General features: G+C 65.4%; 19 protein-coding genes. 12 read left to right on the top strand and 7 right to left on the bottom strand.

Annotation, left to right across the window (positions count from 1 at the left end; translation table 11 throughout):
* The first annotated feature begins 37 nt into the window (after positions 1-37).
* From IQ458_RS10815 to IQ458_RS10800, 4 genes are all read left to right on the top strand, one after another.
* Positions 38-190, top strand: a complete 153-nt coding sequence (locus IQ458_RS10815) for a hypothetical protein (protein WP_181444231.1) — start codon at positions 38-40, stop codon at positions 188-190.
* A 467-nt stretch (positions 191-657) separates the two neighbouring features.
* Positions 658-3852: a TonB-dependent receptor gene (locus IQ458_RS10810; protein WP_203322792.1), complete on the top strand. Its 3195-nt coding sequence runs from the start codon at positions 658-660 to the stop codon at positions 3850-3852.
* 294 nt (positions 3853-4146) lie between these two features.
* Positions 4147-4632 (top strand): hypothetical protein, encoded by a 486-nt coding sequence (locus IQ458_RS10805; RefSeq protein ID WP_328805151.1) that lies wholly within the window; start codon positions 4147-4149, stop codon positions 4630-4632.
* 28 nt (positions 4633-4660) lie between these two features.
* On the top strand, positions 4661-5245 hold the full coding sequence (locus IQ458_RS10800) for a TetR/AcrR family transcriptional regulator (RefSeq protein WP_203322791.1): 585 nt from the start codon (positions 4661-4663) through the stop codon (positions 5243-5245).
* A gap of 14 nt (positions 5246-5259) precedes the next feature.
* Here IQ458_RS10800 and IQ458_RS10795 read toward each other — a convergent pair whose 3' ends face one another.
* Entirely contained in the window at positions 5260-5751 is a 492-nt protein-coding gene (locus tag IQ458_RS10795) for a lipocalin-like domain-containing protein (protein WP_225562550.1), read from the bottom strand.
* Between the two features lie 105 nt (positions 5752-5856).
* Between IQ458_RS10795 and IQ458_RS10790 the strand changes: the two genes are divergently transcribed.
* From IQ458_RS10790 to IQ458_RS10760, 7 genes are all read left to right on the top strand, one after another.
* Positions 5857-6705 (top strand): LysR family transcriptional regulator, encoded by an 849-nt coding sequence (locus IQ458_RS10790; RefSeq protein ID WP_235996764.1) that lies wholly within the window; start codon positions 5857-5859, stop codon positions 6703-6705.
* A 155-nt stretch (positions 6706-6860) separates the two neighbouring features.
* Positions 6861-7646, top strand: coding sequence for a phytanoyl-CoA dioxygenase family protein (locus IQ458_RS10785; RefSeq protein ID WP_203322790.1), 786 nt, complete (start codon positions 6861-6863; stop codon positions 7644-7646).
* Between the two features lie 257 nt (positions 7647-7903).
* A complete protein-coding gene (locus tag IQ458_RS10780) occupies positions 7904-8101 on the top strand; it encodes a hypothetical protein (protein ID WP_203322789.1) in 198 nt (65 codons plus the stop codon).
* Between the two features lie 64 nt (positions 8102-8165).
* Entirely contained in the window at positions 8166-8996 is an 831-nt protein-coding gene (locus IQ458_RS10775) for a hydroxypyruvate isomerase family protein (protein ID WP_235996776.1), read from the top strand.
* A 35-nt stretch (positions 8997-9031) separates the two neighbouring features.
* On the top strand, positions 9032-10717 hold the full coding sequence (locus tag IQ458_RS10770; protein WP_203322787.1) for a GMC oxidoreductase: 1686 nt from the start codon (positions 9032-9034) through the stop codon (positions 10715-10717).
* Positions 10717-11295, top strand: a complete 579-nt coding sequence (locus tag IQ458_RS10765; RefSeq protein ID WP_203322786.1) for a gluconate 2-dehydrogenase subunit 3 family protein — start codon at positions 10717-10719, stop codon at positions 11293-11295. Before IQ458_RS10770 ends, IQ458_RS10765 begins: the two co-directional genes overlap by 1 nt.
* Positions 11296-11339: 44 nt before the next feature.
* Positions 11340-12083 carry a 3-keto-disaccharide hydrolase gene (locus IQ458_RS10760; RefSeq protein WP_192199557.1) on the top strand — a complete coding sequence of 248 codons (744 nt, stop codon included), beginning with the start codon at positions 11340-11342 and terminating at the stop codon, positions 12081-12083.
* Positions 12084-12115: 32 nt separating this feature from the next.
* On the opposite strand, the gene IQ458_RS10755 is transcribed toward IQ458_RS10760, so the two are convergent.
* The 5 genes from IQ458_RS10755 to IQ458_RS10735 form a co-directional block, all read right to left on the bottom strand.
* On the bottom strand, positions 12116-12397 hold the full coding sequence (locus IQ458_RS10755) for a c-type cytochrome (protein WP_235996763.1): 282 nt from the start codon (positions 12395-12397) through the stop codon (positions 12116-12118).
* Between the two features lie 32 nt (positions 12398-12429).
* A complete protein-coding gene (locus IQ458_RS10750) occupies positions 12430-13284 on the bottom strand; it encodes a sugar phosphate isomerase/epimerase family protein (protein ID WP_183639485.1) in 855 nt (284 codons plus the stop codon).
* A gap of 67 nt (positions 13285-13351) precedes the next feature.
* Positions 13352-14476, bottom strand: coding sequence for a Gfo/Idh/MocA family protein (locus tag IQ458_RS10745; protein ID WP_183639484.1), 1125 nt, complete (start codon positions 14474-14476; stop codon positions 13352-13354).
* An 11-nt stretch (positions 14477-14487) separates the two neighbouring features.
* The gene (locus IQ458_RS10740; protein ID WP_203322784.1) at positions 14488-15702 is read right to left on the bottom strand and encodes a nucleoside permease; all 1215 of its coding nucleotides are present in this window, start codon (positions 15700-15702) and stop codon (positions 14488-14490) included.
* A gap of 27 nt (positions 15703-15729) precedes the next feature.
* On the bottom strand, positions 15730-16782 hold the full coding sequence (locus IQ458_RS10735; protein ID WP_183639482.1) for a sugar phosphate isomerase/epimerase family protein: 1053 nt from the start codon (positions 16780-16782) through the stop codon (positions 15730-15732).
* Between the two features lie 92 nt (positions 16783-16874).
* Between IQ458_RS10735 and IQ458_RS10730 the strand changes: the two genes are divergently transcribed.
* Positions 16875-17879 carry a LacI family DNA-binding transcriptional regulator gene (locus tag IQ458_RS10730; RefSeq protein WP_203322783.1) on the top strand — a complete coding sequence of 335 codons (1005 nt, stop codon included), beginning with the start codon at positions 16875-16877 and terminating at the stop codon, positions 17877-17879.
* A gap of 42 nt (positions 17880-17921) precedes the next feature.
* Here IQ458_RS10730 and IQ458_RS10725 read toward each other — a convergent pair whose 3' ends face one another.
* Positions 17922-19496 (bottom strand): winged helix-turn-helix domain-containing tetratricopeptide repeat protein, encoded by a 1575-nt coding sequence (locus tag IQ458_RS10725; protein WP_203322782.1) that lies wholly within the window; start codon positions 19494-19496, stop codon positions 17922-17924.
* Between the last annotated feature and the right edge of the window lie 15 nt (positions 19497-19511).

The raw sequence follows: 19511 nt of genomic DNA, 5'->3' as shown, positions 1-19511 counted from the left end.
AGCGTTGGCGGCTCCACCAGTATTGAACGCCGGGGGATTGAACACCTTCAATGGCAGCAACCGCCGCTTCGCCAAGCGCGTGGCCAAGCTGGGCGTTTTCCCCAAGCAGCTTGCTGCCGATAACGGCATCGACCCATCTGCGGGACAGCAACTGCTGAACACGCCGGTCGCTGACATCGATCCGATGTGACAAAGAGGATGAGCCTGCACGATATGCAAGATCGTGCAGGCCATCTCTTTAGAAAAGGGCGGTTTGCAGAAAGCACCTTTGTCCATGCGAGGCTCATGAGCGTGCCTCTCCGCGAACGGGCATTGACCAATGACTCTCCTGCAGTGCAAGGACAGGTGGCGGTCAACGGTGATCTCTATCACGAGTGTCCGCTTGAAGCGTAATGAAAGTGGTGACGGCATTCACCTCATTGCATCGTCGACGCACCACTTGGGTGCAATGATGTTCATGCCATTGCATTATCAAAACGGCTCCGATATTTATTACAACGCCATTACGGCAAAGCTAAAACTGATAGGGGGCGCGGTACAACAACGTCTTTGTTTTTCGGATTCGCAGGAATTCCGGCTTGGAAGGGGGCCGGCAGACCGGCGACGCGTCCCAGCGTCCCGTAGTCGCTTCTCCCCCACAACAGGAGCCGGTTCCAAATGAAGAGAGAGACATCCCGCACCTATCACCCCCGCGCTGGCAGGCTGGCGCTTGCCCTGACACTCGCGCTCGCCAGCAGCTCGGCATGGGCGCAATCCACGACCGGCAACATCTCCGGCAACGTGGCCAATGGCGCCGGCAAGACCGTACTCATCGAGAACAACAGTGGTTTCAGCCGCGAGGTCGCGGTGGACGAGCGTGGTCGATACGCACTGGGCAACCTGCCACTGGGCACCTACAAGGTCACGGTGAAGCAGGGCGGCGAGGCAGTCGAAACCCGAGAGAACGTGGCCATCACGGTGGGCGCCAGCACTGTCGTCTCGTTCGCGGGTACGGGCGACCTGCAGACCCTGAGCACGGTCAGCGTGACCGGATCGCGACTCAATCCCATCGATGTCACCACGGTGGACACCCGTACGGTGGTGACCTCTGAACAGCTGCTGCAATTGCCGTTGGGGCGCAACGCCGAAGCCATCGCGCTGCTGGCGCCGGGCGTGGTCAACAACAGCGGAGGATTCGACAATGGCCCGCTGGGCGGCTCGCTTCCCAGCTTCGGTGGATCCGCTGCCAGCGAGAACGCCTACTACCTCAACGGCTTCAATACCACCACGGCCAGCAACAGCCTGGGTGGCCTGACACTGCCCTATGGGGCGATCGACCAGCAGGAAATCTTCACCGGCGGCTACGGCGCGCAGTACGGCCGCAGCAATGGCGGCGTGATCAACCAGGTCGGCAAGCGCGGCGACAATGAGTGGCATTTCGGCGCGGCGGTGATCTGGGAACCGAACGGACTGAAGGCCAAGCAGAAGAATATCTACTGGCGTCCCGACAGCCTGGACAGCACCACCAACAACACGGCCTACAACTACGCCAGGGCGGCCAATGGCCTGTACCAGCCGTTGAGCGAAGCCGAGTCAAGCACGACTACCTACAGCGCCTATGCCGGCGGCCCGATCTTCAAGGACCGTCTGTTCTTCTTCGTCGCCGCCGAACAGGCGGATTCCGATGGCGTACGCGTGCTGTCCAACCGCGATTCCACCAACGGGGCCAACGGTGGATGGACGGACTACAGCTATACCCAGAAGCGCTGGTACGCGAAGCTGGACTGGTACATCACCGACAACCATCTGCTCGAACTTACCGGCGCCAGCGACGAGTACGAAACCAGCGGACAGATCTACCGCTACAACTACCTGACCCGAGAGCGTGGCACGTACTACACCGACGAATCCCGGCAGGAGGCCGGCCCCACTCTGTATCTGGGCAAGTACACCGGCTATTTCGGCGACGACGTCACCGTGACCGCCCTGTACGGCGAGATGTCCACGCCGGATGAAGTGACGCCGTTCGGCTATGACCCGGCCAACGGACCGGTGATTACCGACGCCACATTGCAGAACCCCGCGTACAACGGCGGTGCGCCGATCCTCGGTACGCAGAAGGTCATCTCGACCAGCGATCCGGACCGCGAGTACAAGAAAACCAATACCCGCCTGAACCTGGAATGGCGGGCCGGCGACCACACGCTCAGCTTCGGCATCGACAACCAGAAGTCCGAGGGCATCAACATCGGCTCGATCCTGTCCGGTCCTGGCTACTCGTGGACCTATGGTCGTACCGACGATCCCAACGGCCTGCGAACCAACGGCCTGATCACCCAGGCGGCGAATGAAGATGGGGGCATCGGTGCACCGAGCCCGGGCCTGGTGGATCCGGTGCATGGCGCCAGCGGCTACTACGTCATCAGGAACATCAACACCAGTCTGTATTCCTACGAGGCCAAGCAGAAGGCGTACTACATCGAGGACAAGTGGCAGATCACCGACAGCCTGCTGCTCAACCTGGGCCTGCGCAAGGACGAGTTCACCAACTACACGCCGTTCGGCCAGGCGTACATCGAGGTCAAGGATGCCTGGGCGCCCCGCATCGGTTTCAGCTGGGACGTCCACGGCGATTCCACCTTGAAGGTGTTCGGCAACCTTGGCCGCTACTACCTAGGCCTGCCGCTGTCACCGGTTGGCCTGTTCACCCCGGCGGTCAACACCAGCACCTACTACACCTACAGCGGTATCAACGCCGACGGCACGCCGATCATTTCCCAGCAGTTGGGATCCGCGGTGTCGGCCAACTCGCGCTTCGGTCGCATCGCGGATGTGCGCACCGCGGTGGCCAAGGACATCGAAGGCGAGAACCAGGACGAAATCATCCTGGGCTTCACCAAGCAGCTGGAGAGCGGCTGGGTATACGGCGTCCGCGCCACGCATCGGCGCCTGAATGCCAGCATCGACGACCAGAACTATGACGTGTCCAATACCGCCTTGATCGAGGCGGCCGCCGCGCAGGGCATCACCATTGACTGGTCGAAGGTATCCGGCGCGGCGCTCATCAATCCGGGCAAGACCAACACCTGGGGCGTTATCGGCACCGATGGCCAGTTCCATGAGGTCACGGTGACCCGCGAGGCGGCCGGATTCCCGGAACTCAAGCGCAACTACTCGGCGGTCGAGTTCAATCTGGAGCGTCCGTTCGACGGAAAGTGGTACACGAAGTTCAACTACGTCTGGTCGCACAGCTATGGCACCACCGAGGGCCAGTTGCGTTCGGACCTGTGGCGTACCGGTGGCGCGCTCGGCAGCTATCAGGGCCAGGCGTCGGTATCGACCACGCAGAGCTGGGACCACGCCGCGCTGATGGAGCACTTCAACGGCGATCAGTCCAATGATCATCGCCATCAGGTCAAGCTGTACGGCTACTACCAGTTGACCCCGGAGTGGGGCGTGTCCGGCAATCTGAGCATGATTTCCGGTGCCCCCCGCAACTGCCTGGGCAACTACTACGGCGACACCTACGCCGGCACGGACCCGGCCGGCTATGGTGGCAGCGCGATCACCGGCGGCCCGTACCACTACTGCTATGACCCGGAAACCGGTGTCGGCACACCCTCTCCTCCGGGCTCGAAGGGGCGCCTGGGCTGGGTGAACCAGATCGACCTGGGCGTGCTGTACAAGCCCGCCTTCGCCGATGGCAAGCTGGCTTTCAGCTTCAACGTCTTCAACGTCACCAACGAGGATGCGGCGACCAACATCTACCCGTTCTCGCAGTTGCCCGATGGCACGTTGAATCCGCTGTACAACCAGCCGGTCGCCTATCAGACGCCCACGTATGCGCGCCTGACCGTCAGTTACGACTACTGACCGGCGCAAACGCACGTCGCCGGCCTGGACGTGCAATCAGAAGGGCCGTCACCTTGCGTGGCGGCCTTTCCCTCATTCGCGTGTGGATTCCCAGGCGGTGGTGCACGACGGCCAGCAAATGGGTCCCGGTGGCAGCAATAAGGCCGCCAGCGCCACGTCAGCGAGAGGAAACGTGGATAGCGTCGCTGCCTGGCTGGTAGCGCGGAACGCCATACGCATCGGTTCTTCTCACGGATTGACAATCTACCTACTAGTAGGTAAAGTCGCCTCACTCTCCTGACAGGAACGACCCCCGTGGGCATTTCTCCTATTGGCTGGCTCCACACGCTGGGCAGCCTTCCGGCCATTCCCCTTGCCGCCTACATGCTGTTCAAGCACGGGCGGATCGTTCCCGAAACCCGCGCCGGGCGTGCGTATTTCTGGTTCATGCTGCTGGGGGTGCTGACGGTGTATCCGATTGCGCACCAGCCGATCAGCGCCATCGTGGCGTCCGTCACGCTGGCGATGCTGTTGCTGGGCTATGGCATCGCGCGGTGGCGAACCGCGAAGACCTTCTGGAAACATGTGCAAACGATTGCCCTGAGCATCAGCGTGTTCCTGCTGATGGTCCCCACGGTCAGCGAAAGCCTGCGCAGGCTGCCGGTGGGCCATCCGCTGGTGACCGATTTGAAGGACCCGCTGCTGCTCGGCGTGCAGGGCGCGCTGTTCCTGGCGTTGATCATCGGCGTCCCCTTGCAGATGCTCGCGCTGCGCAGGCAAAAAATCCTCCAGGCCGGGTGAACGATTGATGCCTACTCCAGAAACAGACATGCAGCCGCAGTACTCGCCCAAGGCGCAGGAGATCATCCAGCGGACGAACGAGCTGCTGGCCTCCGGCGGGTACAACGGTTTCAGCTATGCGGACATCGCGGAACTGGTCGACGTACGCAAGGCCAGCATCCACCACCACTTCCCCGCAAAAGTGGATCTGGTGAAGGCGACGGTGGCGCAGCATCGGGAGGCCACCCGGCGCGGCCTGCGCGCGCTGGACGAATCCACCCCGGATGCTTTCATGCGGCTGGTGGCCTATTCGCGCTACTGGGCGGACTGCATCCAGGCCTCCAATCCGCCCATCTGCATTTGCGCGCTGCTGGCGGCGGAATTGCCAGCAGTGCCGTCGGAAGTCGCGGATGAAGTGAAGGCGCATTTCAACGACCTTCATGCCTGGATTGGCCGGACCCTGGCGCAAGGCGTGGAGCAGGGCAACATGCGATTGAACGACACTCCGTCCGCCGAAGCGTCCGTGTTCATGGCGTCGATACATGGCGCCATGCTCTCCGCGCGGGCGACCGGCAATGCCTCGGTGTTCTGGGAGATTGCGAAGGCGGCGACCGACCGGTTGAGGTCGGTGTAGAGCCGGCGAGAGGCCTAGTCCAGCTTCCACACGGAAACCGGAATCGAGCCGTCCGGCCTGGCCGGCACCCGGTAGGTCAGCACGCCGTTGTCCAGGGTGTACTCGCGCTGCTGGCTTGTGCCTTCCCAGTTCGGGAACGAGGCGCCTTCGATGCGGAAGGTGAGGGTGTGCCGCGAGGCGTCGACCGCAATCGTGCCGTAGTGGGTGCTGGAACCCAGCGCGGCCGAGGCATACTCGTCGGCGCTGCCGCGTGCCTTGTCGTCCGATGCGAAACGCAGGCGTTCGGACTTGAAGATCTGCAGGGAATAGCGCCCCCGGGCATCGACGATCAGGCGGCCCGTGGGGGACTCGCCGTAGTCCCGGACGCGTTCTCCGCCGGGCAGGATCTTGTCCGCCGCGACCAGTGTCCAGGTGCCCCGCAGCGGCGATTCCGGTGAAGCGGCGCGGGCATCGTGCGCGGCCAGGCCGGCGAGCATCGCGAGGGTCATGCCGAGGATGGGATTCATGGTGGAGAGAACCGTGCGTGGGGGTGGCGAAAACGGTACCCTGCCGCCAGCATTTCAAAAATGCATTCATGATGATATCTGTCATTCCAAAATCGAATTCTTGAAATGAAGCCCCTGGACATCACCGCGGTGAGGGCTTTCGTGACGGCGGCGGAACTGCAGAGCTTCACCCGTGCCGCCGACGCGCTGGAGACCACGCAATCCGCCATCAGTCTCCGGCTGGGCAAGCTGGAGGCGCAGCTCGGCAGGCGCCTGATGGAGCGTTCGCCGCGCCACGTCCGGCTTTCCGCGGAAGGCCAGGCGTTCCTGGAGGTCGCGCGCGAATTGCTCGCGGCCCACGACCGCGCCGTCGCATCATGGGATGTCGAAGCGCGCCGGCTGGTGGTCGGCATCAGCCACGAACTGATCGGCAGCGAACTGCCTTCGCTCCTGCGACGGATCAACGTCCACGATCCGGGTTTGCGGGTGGAGATGCGCGTGGGCGGCAGCCGGGATCTGATGGCGCTGTACGATCAGGACGAACTCGACGCGGCCTGGGTGCTGCGGCCGGATGACCGTCGTAAACGAGGCAAGGCGGTTTATTCCGAACCGATGGCCTGGGTGTCGGTACCCGGTTGGCGGCCGGTTCCCGGTCAGCCGCTGCCGCTGGCCACGCAGGGCAAGGCCTGCCGCATCCGCAACGCGGCCACGCGCGCCCTCGATGAAGCCGGCATCGCGTGGGAAGAAGTCTTCGTCGGAAGAGGCGCCGCCATGGTCGGCGCGGCCGCCGCCGCCGGCATGGCCGTTGCCGTCCTGGCGCCGCGCACGGCGCCTCCGGGCACGGTGGACGCCGGCGAGGTGCTCTGCTTGCCGCCGATTCCCGCACAGGAAGTGATGCTGTACAGCAGCCTCAACGATCGCCGATCGCGCGAGGCCCTGCGCCTGATGTCGCTGGCTTTCCAGCAGGCACGTTGAGCCGTCGGGGCTGCGCGGCGCCCGCCTGTGCCACGGCCCGCCGGCAGTGGGATCCAATCCGTACTTTTTCTATGGCCTCAAGGTAAAGGCGCCGCATTGATCGGCTCCGGACCGGGGTATCTACTGCCGCTTCCGTCCTTCCCTCAGGTGCCGTCATGTACCCGGATGCAGATGCCGCGCAGATCGGATTCTTCCGGGAGCATGGTTACCTGGTGGTGAGGCAGGCTCTTCCGCAACCGGCGCTGGACGAACTGGAAAGTTACTGCGACATCCTCATCGCCCAGAAGAACGAACTGGCCAACGACTGGGCATGGAGCCAGGGCGAGTCCCGCGAGAACCGCAGTTTCCGCATCGTGCAATCGTCGCCGAGCAAGGTCTGGGCGGATATCGCCGGGCAGCCGTATCGCCGGTGGCTGGAACGTTTTTCGTCCCAGTTGATGGGATTGGACATGGCGTTCTGGTACGACCAGTTCCTCGGCAAACCGCCCGGCCATGGCGCGGTCACCGAGTGGCACCAGGACGAAGGCTACTGGGGGCGCAATCTGGCCGATCGCGGCATCACCGGCTGGATTCCCCTGCAGGACGTGGACGCCACCAACGGCTGCATGCATTTCATCGACGAAGGGCATCGGCTCGGCATCCTTCCGCATCGCCTGGTCGAAGGCGTGCAGAGCGATCTGCTCACCTGCGCGGTGGATGAAACCCGCACCGTCATCTGCCCCATGCAGCGTGGCGACGTGGCGTTCCATCATTCCAAGACGCCGCACATGAGCACCGCCAACCTCGGCCCCGCCTGGCGCAAGGCGGTCACCAACCATCTCCAGCAACGCGACGCGGGAGGCGAGGGCGATCACTATCCGTGGCGGGTGAAGGTCAACCAGCGCACCGGCGAACGCAAAGCGGTCGGAAGCACGGACCAGAAAGACGACGGCGGAGCCTGAATGCCATCCTGAGCGCGTCGATGCCTGGCGAGCGCGCATCAAGGCGCATCCGGGAACGATCGTGGCCATGTTTGAACAAGGCACCGATCACCATGGGTGATGTTTCGTTCCGTTGACGGCGGATTGCGCATTGCGAGCCGTGCGTTCATCGCTCTGAACCCTGGTGGCAAGTCACCCGGCGCTGAGCGGAAATGACGCGACGAGGCGCGCGTCGTTGTTGTGCCGTGCAGCATAAGATTTCGTGTCCGGAGTCTTGCATGAACACGCGGGGCTGCTTTATGGTGCAATCGATTGCATCAGGGCGAATCTTCGAGGTTTGTGCCGGTTGGGAGGCCGGGGATGGATGGATGTCTATTCGTTCGAACCGGCGCAGCACGCAGGCGGCCGGTGCGCTTCCCGTGGCACTGGCGTTGCCTCGAAAGATTCGTTTGAGCAAGCTTTCCTTTGTGGTGTGAGGACGCCGGGATGAATCCCCTGGACCCGAAGTTCACGAGACGAAGTGCGCTGCGCGCGGCGGTGATGGGAGGTATCGGACTGGCCGCCGCCGGGGTGATGCCCGGGTTTGCCGCCGAGAAGCCGCTCGCGCTCAAGGGCAAGCTGAAACATTCCGTCGCGCGCTGGACGTTTCCGAAGCAGTCGGTCGCCGAGCTGTGCCAGATAGTGAAGGGGATTGGTTTCTCCGCCATCGACCTGATCGGGCCGGAAGACTGGCCGACGCTGAAGGCGCATGGCGTGGACAGTTCGATGTGCAACGGCGCGGAGATCGACCTGGTGAAGGGCTTCGCCGGGACCGAGTTCCACGACGAACTGGTGGCGCGCTACACCCGCCACATCGACCTGGTGGCCGACGCCGGCTATCGCAACCTGATCTGCTTTTCGGGCAACCGCAACGGCATGGATCCCGAGCAGGGCCTGGCCAACGCCGAGGCCGGGCTCAAGCGCATCCTCGGGCATGCCGAGAAGCGCGGCGTGATGCTGGTGATGGAACTGCTGAATTCCAAGGTGGATCACCACGATTACCTGTGCGATCACTCCGACTGGGGCGTCGCCCTGTGCAAGCGGCTGGGATCGAAGCACTTCAGTCTGCTGTACGACATCTACCACATGCAGATCATGGAAGGCGACGTCATCGCCACCATCCGAAAGCACCACGAATTCTTCACCCACTACCACACGGCGGGCGTACCGGGTCGGCACGAAATCGGCGACGACCAGGAACTCAACTATCCCGCCATCTGTCGCGCGATTCGCGACACCGGCTTCGACGGTTACCTGGCGCAGGAGTTCATGCCTGCCGCACCGGATCCGGTCGCCTCGCTGCGTGAGGCGATCCGCCTCTGCGACGTCTGAAACAACAGCTATCCACCCAGGGAAAAACAGTACCCATGGCAGACAATCACTACGACGCCATCGTCGTTGGCTCAGGAATCAGTGGCGGCTGGGCTGCCAAGGAACTGACCGAGAAGGGCCTCAAGGTCCTGATGCTGGAACGCGGACGCAACATCGAGCACGTCAAGGACTACGTCAACGCGATGAAGGAGTCGTGGGACTATCCGCATCGCGGCCGGCCGACCCAGGCGATGATCGCGGAACATCCGGTCCTGATGCGCGATTACCCGCTTTCCGAGGAAACGATGGGGATGTGGGCCGACGAAAAGGATTGTCCCTATACCGAGACCAAGCGCTTCGACTGGTTTCGTGGTTACCACGTGGGAGGCCGTTCGCTGTTGTGGGGCCGGCAGAGCTATCGCCTGTCGGAAATGGATTTCGAGGCGAACCTCAAGGAAGGCATCGCCACCGACTGGCCGATCCGTTACGCCGACATCGCGCCCTGGTATGACTACGTCGAGAAGTTCGCCGGCATCGCCGGCACCCGCGAGGGGCTGGACGTGCTGCCGGATGGCGAGTTCCTGCCGCCCATTCCGCTGAACATCGTCGAGAAGGACGTGGCCGCGCGGATCAAGCAGGCTTTCGGCGGCACCCGCCACATGATCCACTCGCGCACCGCCAACATCACCCAGCCCAAGCCCGAGCAGGGCCGGGTCAACTGCCAGTACCGCAACAAGTGCATCCTGGGCTGTCCCTACGGCGCCTACTTCTCGACCCAGTCGGCGACGCTGCCGGCAGCGATGAAGACGGGCAACCTGACCCTGCGTCCGTTCTCGATCGTCAAGGAAGTGCTGTACGACAAGGATCGCAAGCGGGCGCGCGGGGTGGAGATCATCGATGCCGAGACCGGCCAGACCTACCAGTACACGGCCAACGTCATCTTCCTCAATGCCTCGTCGTTCAACTCGACCTGGGTGCTGATGAACTCGGCCACCGATATCTGGGAGGGTGGACTGGGCTCGTCCTCCGGCGAGTTGGGGCACAACGTCATGGATCATCATTTCCGCGTCGGCGCGTCCGGTCGGGTCGACGGCTACGAGGACAAGTACTACTTCGGTCGTCGTCCCTGCGGTTTCTACATTCCGCGCTTCCGCAACGTCGGCAACGACAAGCGCGACTATCTCCGGGGCTTCGGTTACCAGGGCGGGGCCAGCCGTTCCGGCTGGTCGCGCGAAATCGCCGAACTCAACGTGGGCGCCGAACTGAAGGACGCGCTGACCCTGCCGGGTGACTGGTCCATCGGCATGACCGCCTTCGGCGAGATGCTGCCCTACCACGAGAACCGGATCAGCCTGGACCCGGACCGCAAGGACAAGTGGGGCCTGCCGGTGCTGGCGATGGACGTGTCCATGCGCGAGAACGAGCTGGCCATGCGCCATGACATGGGCGCGGATGCGGCCGAGATGCTGGAGGCCGCGGGCGTCAAGGACGTCAGGACCCACGACAGCGACTACGCGCCCGGCATGGGCATCCATGAGATGGGCACGGCGCGCATGGGCCGGGATCCGAAGAACTCGGTGTTGAACAAGCACAACCAGGTCTGGGATGCGCCCAACGTCTACGTGACCGACGGCGCCTGCATGACCTCCAGTGCCTGCGTGAATCCGTCGCTGACCTACATGGCGATGACGGCGCGGGCGGCGGATCACGCGGTGCGCGAACTCAAGGCGGGGAACCTGTGATGGAACGTCGCGAACTCCTGAAGATGATCGCCGCCGCCACCGGCGCGGCCATGATTGGCATTCCGGGCTTTGTCTACGGACAGGCGCCGGCTCCGAACGGCAAGAGCGCTTTCTCGGCCACCGACATCGCCCTGCTGGACGAGGTCGCGGACACCATCCTGCCGCGGACCAAGACCCCGGGTGCCAAGGACGCGGGCGCGGGTCCCTTCATGGCGCTGTACGTGACCGACTGCTATACGCCGGAGAACCTGGCGATCTTCCGCGCCGGATTGGCCGATCTCGACAAGCGTGCCGGTGGCCGCTTCGTCGCGCTGGCGCCGCAGGCCCGCACCGAACTGCTGCGCGCCCTGGACGCCGAAGCGCGCGACTACCTGAGCACGGCGAAGGCGGCCGCCGGGGGCGCCAGCAAGGGTCCGGTGAAGCCGCACTACTTCACCATGCTCAAGCAGTTGTCGATCTTCACCTTCTTCACCTCGCAGGTGGGGGCGAACGAGGCGCTGCAGTACGTCGCCGTGCCTGGCCGTTATGACGGCGACATGCCCTACGTTCCGGGCACGCCCGCCTGGGCGACCGACTGATGGACATGGGCGCTTCGTCCGAACCGTTCTGGCTGGGGAACACGATGAGCAAACCGATCCTGATGGCGGCCTGCCTCCTGGCCGCGGGCCCCGCGCTCGCACAGGCGCAGGCCGACCCGCAACGCGATCCCGCCAAGACCGAGGTCTGGAAGCCGATTCCGGCAACGGTGGCCACGCCGCGCGAGGCCGCGCCTTCCGATGCGGTGGTGCTGTTCGACGGCAAGGACCTCTCGGCCTGGGAGAGCGAGTTGGGTGGCAAGGCGCCCTGGACGGTCGCCGATGGCGCGGTCACGGTGGTGCCGGGCAGCAAGGGCATCCGCACCAGGCAGCGCTTCTGCGACGTCCAGTTGCACGTGGAATGGCGCACGCCCACCGAGACCAAAGGCTTCGACGGCCAGCATCGCGGCAACAGCGGCATTTTCCTGCAGGAGGTCTACGAACTGCAGGTGCTCGACAGCTACAACAACGCGACCTATCCCAACGGCCAGGCCGCCTCGATCTACAAGCAGGCCATCCCGCTGGTGAACGCCTCGCGCGCGCCGGGCGAATGGCAGGCGTACGACGTCATCTGGAAGGCACCGCGCTTTTCCGAAGGCGGCGGGCTGCTCTCGCCCGCGCGCATCACCGTGCTGCACAACGGCGTGCTGGTGCAGAACGATACCGTGCTGTCCGGCAAGACCGAATACATCGGCGCGCCGTCCTACGCGCCGCATGGCTGCGCGCCGATCTACATCCAGGATCACGATTCCAAGGTCAGCTTCCGCAACATCTGGGTGCGCGAGCTGTAAGCGATGGCGCGGAGCGAGTCTCCGCGCGCGTCCTACTGCTTCAGGAAGGCCGCGAGGTCTTCGATATCCTTTTCCGACAGATGGCCGAAGGGCGGCATCATGCCGCCGCCCTTCCGGATGCGTTCCTTGATCTGTTTCGGATCCAGCCGCTTGCCGACATCGGTGAGCGCCGGAAACGCGCCCGCCACGCCCGCGCGGTTGGCGCCGTGGCAGGCCGCGCAGTTGGTGGCATAGACCTTGGCGCCCGCGGTGGCGTCTTCCGCCGAAGCCGCGGCGGTCGCCAACGCCACGGCGACAAAGGCCAGGGTCGCCATGCCGATGGATTTCAGCATCCGCTGCCCGCGCATCAGTGCGTCGCGCCGGCCGGCAGGTGTTCGCGCAGGTAGTCCGCGCCGGCCTTGACGACCGCGGCGGGATCGCGCGGCTGGTCGTGCTCGATGATGTACCACTGCACGCCAGCCTTCTCGGCGGCGGGGAGAATGGTCTTCCAGTCCAGGACGCCCTGGCCCAGCGAGGCGAAGCCGCCCTCGTCCGTGGCCTGGCCCTTCGGCGCGTTGTCCTTGGCATGCACCGCGAACACCCGTCCGCTGAACTTGCCGAGCATCGCGGCCGGGTCGTAGCCGGCACGCGCCACCCAGGCCAGATCCAGTTCGGACTTGAGCGCGGGGCCGGCCGCGTCGAACAGCAGTTCCAGACCGGTCTTGCCACCGAAATCGATCAGCTCGAAGTCGTGGTTGTGGTAGGCCAGGGTCATGCCCTTGGCCTGGGCCTTGCTGGCAATTTCGCCCAGTTCCTTGCCCAGTGCGGCCCAGCCGGCGGCGTCGGTGGGGCGTTCCTTCTCGCCGAGGTAGGGCACGACCAGATGGGTGTTGCCGAGCGTCTGGTTGAACGCCACCACGCCATCGAAATCCTTGCGCAGATCCGCCAGCTGCACGTGGGTGGAGACGGCCTTGATCGCATATTTGTCCAGCAGCTGCTTGAGTTCGGCGGCGGTGACGTTCTGCGTGCCGACGGTTTCCACCGCGTGGACGCCGGCGTCGTGGACGATCTTCAGCTGTTCATCCAGCGTGGCGACGTTGCGCAGCGTGTACATCTGCACCGCGATGGGCTGGGCCGGCGTGGCGGCGTCCCTGGCGAAGCCGGGCAGGGTCGCCAGGAGCAGCAGGGCGGTGGTCGCAATCTTGCGTGGGGTGGTGCGCATCAGGGTGTCCTCCGGGGATTCCGATGACTACAGGAAAGAAAAGCGGTCGGGGCCTGTCTTCGTGTGTTCAGGCGATGGGGGTCCAGGCGCGGGAGCGGGCCGAGGCGATGACGCGATCGACGATCAGTGCCGAGCGCAGTCCGTCTTCGAACGTCGGCAACCCTTCCGGCCGTTCGGCCAAGATGGCGCGATAGGTGTCCGCGACGAAGGCCTCGAAGCAGTTGCCGTAGCCCTGCGCGTGGCCGGCCGGCAGCACCGAGAGCCGGCGCTGTTCGGCGCTTCCGGCACCCGGTCCGCGCGTGAAGATTTCCTCGCGCTGGTCGGGCAGGCCGATCCAGAGGCGTTCGCTGTCTTCCTGATCGAACGCCACGCTGGCCTGGGCGCCATCGATTTCGAACCACAGGCGGTTCCGGCGACCGGCCGAGACCTGGCTGACGGTCAGCGAGGCCAGGGTGCCGTTGGCGGTCTTGAACAGGGCCGCGGCGACGTCCTCGCTCGACACCGCCTGCATCGCACCGCCCGCCGCCGGCGTGGCGAAACTCTGGCCGGTGGCGGCGGCGCGTTCGGCGATCACGGTTTCGAAGGCGGCGCTGACATCGACGAAACGCTCGCCGCTGACCCATTCCACCAGATCGCACCAGTGCGAACCGATGTCGGCGAACACGCGCGAAGCGCCGCCCAGCGCCGGATCCACGCGCCAGTTGTTGCTGGCCGGATCCAGCAGCCAGTCCTGCAGGTAGCTGCCGTGGATGAGCCGCAGCGGACCCAGTTCACCCTGGGCGATGCGCGCGCGGGCTTCGCGCACGACCGGGTGGTAGCGGTAGACGAACGGTACCGTGGCCACCCGTCCGGTGGAGGCGGCCAGCGCCGCCAGCGCCTTGGCGTCCTCCAGGGTGGTGGCCAGCGGCTTCTCGCAGATGACGTGCTTGCCGGCTTCCAGCGCGGCCTGCGCCATCGCCCGGTGCAGGTGGTTGGGCGTGCACACGTGCACGACCTGCACCTGCGGGTCGGCGAGCGCTTCCTCGATGTCGCGATAGGCGCGCGGGATATCCCAGGCCTGCGCCACTTCCTTCCCGCGCCCAGGTGACGAACCGACCACGCCGCGGACATCGGCGCCCGCCAGCAACGCGGCGCGGCGATGCACGGCGCCAATCATGCCGGTGCCGACGATGGCGACTCCAAGCTTGCTCATCTACGCAATCCTCAATGTGCGGACGACGCGGCGGCGGCCGGTCGATCACGGAACAGGAACAGGAAGGCGATCAGCACCACCAGCGCGACGCCCGCCGGGAACAGCCAGATCTGCCGCCAGTCCGGACCCGCCGCAGTGGTGTAGTGCTCCACGACCGCGCCGGACAGGAAGGTGCCGATCAGCATGCCGACGCCATACGTGGCCAGGGTGATGAAACCCTGCGCGCTGCTGCGGGTGTCGGGACCGGCATGCGCGTCGGTGTAGATCTGGCCGGTGACGAAGAAGAAGTCGTAGCAGATGCCGTGCAGCACGATGCCGATCACCAGCAGGGAGAACCCGCTGCCCGCGTCGCCATAGGCGAACATGCCGTAACGCAGCACCCACGCCGCCATGCCGACCGCCAGCATGGTCTTCACGCCCAGCCGCACGAACAGGAACGGCATGGCCAGCATCAGCAGCACTTCGGATACCTGGCCCAGCGACTGCAGGCCGGCCGCGCCGCGCACGCCCAGATCGTTGAGATAGGGATTGGTGAAGTTGTAGTAGAACGACAGCGGGACGCAGATCGCGATCGAGGCCAGGAAGAACACCAGGTACGAACGCGATTTCAGCAGGCGCAGCGCGTCCAGTCCCAGGATCTGTCCGACGCCCGCGTTGCGCTGCTGCGCCAGCGGCGGCGTGTGCGGCAGGGTGAGCGCATACAGGCCGAGCGCCAGCGAGGCCGCCGCGGCCATGCGGAAGGTGAGTTCAAGGCGATGGGCCTGTTCCCAGCCCAGCCAGCCGATCAGCACACCGGCGACGATCCAGCCGATGGTGCCGGAGACGCGGACGAGCGGGAACTGCTTTTCCGGCGACTGCATGTGGCGCATGGCGATGCTGTTGACCAGCGCCAGCGTCGGCATGAACAGCAGCATGTACACCATCACGCAGGTCGCGAAGGCGTTGAAGCTGGTGGCTGTGGACGCGACCCACATCAACACCGCGCCGGCCAGGTGCAACACCGCCAGGATGCGCTGCGCGGCGAAGTAACGGTCGGCGACCAGGCCGACCAGGAACGGCGCGACGATGGCGCCGATGGACTGGCTGAGGAACGCGGTGGCCACCTGGCTGGCGCTGGCCTTCAGCGGTCCCTGTACCAGATAGGTGCCCAGGGTGACGAACCACGCACCCCAGATGAAGAACTGAAGGAACATCATCGCGCTCAGGCGCGACATGGCGAACGTCATGACTTCCCCTCCCAGGTCGGTGTTGGTTCAAATCCCCAGCATGCCGCGCAACGCTTCCGGATCGGCGCCGCTGTCGGCAAAGTCGTCGAAGGCGCGCTCGGTGACGCGGATGATGTGGTCGCGGATGAAGGGCGCGCCCTCGCGCGCGCCGTCTTCCGGATGCTTCAGGCAGCACTCCCATTCCAGTACGGCCCAGCCCGGGAAGTCGTACTGGGCGAACTTGGAGAAGATCGCCTTGAAGTCGATCTGGCCGTCCCCCAGCGAGCGGAACCGGCCGGGACGATCGATCCAGTTCTCGTAACCGCCGTAGACGCCGCTGCGCGCGCTGGCGCGGTACTCGGCGTCCTTGACGTGGAAGATGCCGATGCGCTCGTGGTAGCGGTCGATGAAACCCAGGTAGTCCATCTGCTGCAGCAGCAGGTGGCTGGGGTCGTAGAGGATCTTGGCGCGCGGATGGTGATCGACCGCTTCGAGGAAACGCTCGAAGGTCGCGCCGTCGTGCAAGTCCTCGCCCGGATGGATCTCGTAGCAAAGGTCCACGCCGCAGGCGTCGAAGGCATCCAGGATCGGGCGCCAGCGGCGGCCGAGTTCTGCGAAGGCTTCTTCCACCAGACCGGGCGGCCGTTGCGGCCAGGGATAGAAGTAAGGCCAGGCCAGCGCGCCGGAGAACGTGGCATGCGCCTTCAGCCCCAGGCGCTGGCTGGCCTTGGCCGCCAGCTTCACCTGCTCGACGGCCCAGGCCTGCCGCGCGGCGGGATTGCCGCGCAGTTCCGGCGGGGCGAAGCCGTCGAACAGGCTGTCGTAGGCGGGATGGACGGCGACCAGTTGTCCCTGCAGGTGGGTGGACAGCTCGGTGATCTGGATACCGTGTCCGGCCAGCATGCCGGCCACGTCGTCGCAGTAGGCCTGGCTCTGCGCGGCCTGGGCGAGATCGAAGATATGGGGCGCGCTGGTCGGCACTTGTAGGCCAGAATAGCCGAGCCCCGCGGCCCATTCGGCCAGCGTGTCCAAACGATTGAAAGGAGGCTTGTCACCGATGAACTGCGCCAGGAACAGCGCGGGACCCTTGAGTGTTTTCACGTCAATCCGCCTCGATGCAATCGATTGCATTATCCTAGCATGGGCCAACCCGGACACGTGTTGTGCACCGCATCGGGGAACCCGGGACTGACATGGCGACCATCTACGACATCGCGAAGCACGTCGGCGTTTCGGCAGGCACCGTGTCGCGCGCGCTGTCGCGGCCGGAAAAGGTCCTGCCGGCCACGCGCAAGCGCATCGAACAGGCGGCGGCCGCGCTGGGCTATGTCCCCAACACGGTGGCCCGGACGCTCAAGACCCAACGCAGCAGCAAGATCCTGGTCACGGTCCCGGACATCGCCAATCCGTTCTTCGCCCAGATCCTGCAGGGTGCGGAGGAAGCCGCGCAGGCGGCCGACTACGCCGTCCTGCTCGGTGATACCCAGCACCAGCCGGATCGGGAGGAGCGCTACGCGCAGATGCTTCCGCGCAACGAAGCCGATGGCCTGATCGTGCTGGGGCACCGGCTGCCGCCAACGGCGCAGGAAATCGTCCGGCAACTCGGCGCCAACGCGCCGGTGGTCAACGGCAGCGAATTCGATCCGGCGCTGGGCATTCCCAGTGTCCACATCGACAACGCCGCCGCCGCGCGCACCGCGATGGAACATCTCTACGGCCTGGGCCATGAGCGGATCGCCGTGATCGGCGGACCGCCCGACAATCCGCTGCACCAGCAGCGGCTGGAAGGAGCCCGGATCGCGGCCAGGGTACGTGGCCGCCTGCGTCAGCTGACGATCGTGCCGGGCGACTTCTCGGTGGAATCCGGCTATGCGGCCGCGAAGCGGTTGTTGGGCCAGGCGGCCGCGCCGACCGCCGCATTCTGTTTCAGCGACCAGATGGCGCTGGGCATGCTCGCCGCGTGCCGGGATCTGGGCATCCGCGTGCCGGAGGACTTCTCGATCGTCGGCTTCGACGATCTGGCCTCGTCCCGTTACCTCAACCCGCCGCTGACCACCATCAGCCAGCCGATGCGCGAGATCGGCATGCGTGCGGTCAAGCTGCTGCTCGCCATCATCGAGGGCGTGGACGTACCGCATCAGCAGACGCTGGAATTCAGCCTGATGTTGCGCGGGTCGACTGCCGCGCCCGCCTCGTAGGGAAGCGCCGGAACAGGGCCGGATGATCCCGCCGGGCAGCCGTCAGGGCAGGCCCGCCAGGCGCAGCCCTTCGGTCAGCCGCGCGAGATCCTGCGGGCGATGGATGGGCAGCCAGTCGGCGAGGCTGGACTGGGACAGCGACGGATCCAGCGCGCGCACGTGCGCGACGGCGAGGCCGGCCTGCCGCGCGCGTCCGGCCAGCGCATGGCTCGCCGCCGCCACCACGGCGGCGACCAGCAGCGAGGGCAGGTTGCTGAGCGCTTTCTCCGCCCAGATCGATGCGGCATCGAAATCGCCGGCGAAGAAGTGCGCCAGCGCGATGCCCGCCTGCATGCGGAACATTTCCGGATCCAGCGGGCTCAGCCGAACCGCGCGGGAAAACAACGCCATCGCGCTTTCCGATTCGCCGTGGAAGATGCGCAGGAAACCGCCCAGGAACCAGGCCGGTGCGAAGTTCGGATTCAGCAGCACCGCCCGATCCAGCAGTGCGATGCCGCCGTCCAGATCGCGGGTCAGGTGGCCCAGCGCATGGCCACCGCGGGTCAGCGCCACCGCGTCGTCCCGTCCCCAGGTCACCGCCAGCCGCGCCAGGCGCACGCCCTCGGCGACCTCCGCGGGCCGGTCGATCATCCAGCCATTGACCTTGCGCCAGACATGGCACCAGGCCGCCCCGCCGTAGGCCGAACCGTATTCCGGATCCAGCTCGATGGCGCGATAGAACTGGCGCAGCGCTTCCTCGATGGTTTCGCGGCTGCCGCTGTGCAGGTTCGCGACCCCGCGCAGGTAGTAGTCGTACGCATCCAGGCTCTGGGTCGGCTTGCGCTTGGCGCGTTCGATTTCCGCGCGCTCCAACTGCGGAGAGATTGCGCCAACCACGCTTTCGGCAACCTCCGCCTGCAGCTCGAAGATATCGTCGAGCGTGCCCTCGAAGCGCTCGGCCCACAGGTGCGTGCCGGTCGAGGCGTCGATCAGCTGCCCGGTGATGCGGACCTTGTTGCCAGCCCTGCGCACGCTGCCTTCCAGTATGTAGCGCACGCCCAGCTCGCGGCCGACCGTCCGCGGATCCACCCGATGGTCCTTGTAGGCGAAGCTGGTGTTGCGGGCGATGACGAACAGCCAGCGCACGCGCGAGAGCGCGGTGATGACGTCCTCGACCACGCCGTCGGCGAAATAGTCCTGGCCGCTGTCACCGCTCAGGTTCTGGAACGGCAGCACGGCGATGGAGGGCCTGTCGGGCAGCATCGGTGCGGACAGCGCGCCGACGCCGCTGCCATGCGCATCCGGCAGGGCCGGTACCGGCGCGATGTCGTCGTCCCGGATCTCGCCGATGAAGCGGAACCCCTTGCGCGCGACGGTGCGCAACAGGCGCTGTTCGGAGCCGGTGTCCGCGATCGCCTTGCGCACGGCGTTGATGTGGCTGGCGACCGTGGACTCGGAGACGATCCGGCCGCTCCATACCACCTGCAGCAGCTCGTCCTTGCCGACCACGCGGTCACGATGGAGCACCAGGTACAGCAACAGATCGAAGACCTGCGGGCCGATGGAAACGGGCTGCCCGCGCAGCGTCAGTTCCCGGCGCTCGTCATCGAGCAAGCAGTCTTCGAACGCGAATCGCACGGTCAACGCCCTTGC

The sequence above is a fragment of the Pseudoxanthomonas beigongshangi genome, from assembly GCF_016820515.1.
GTDB classification, from domain to species: Bacteria; Pseudomonadota; Gammaproteobacteria; order Xanthomonadales; family Xanthomonadaceae; genus Pseudoxanthomonas_A; species Pseudoxanthomonas_A beigongshangi.
This window is presented reverse-complemented; position numbering and strand designations above follow the sequence as displayed.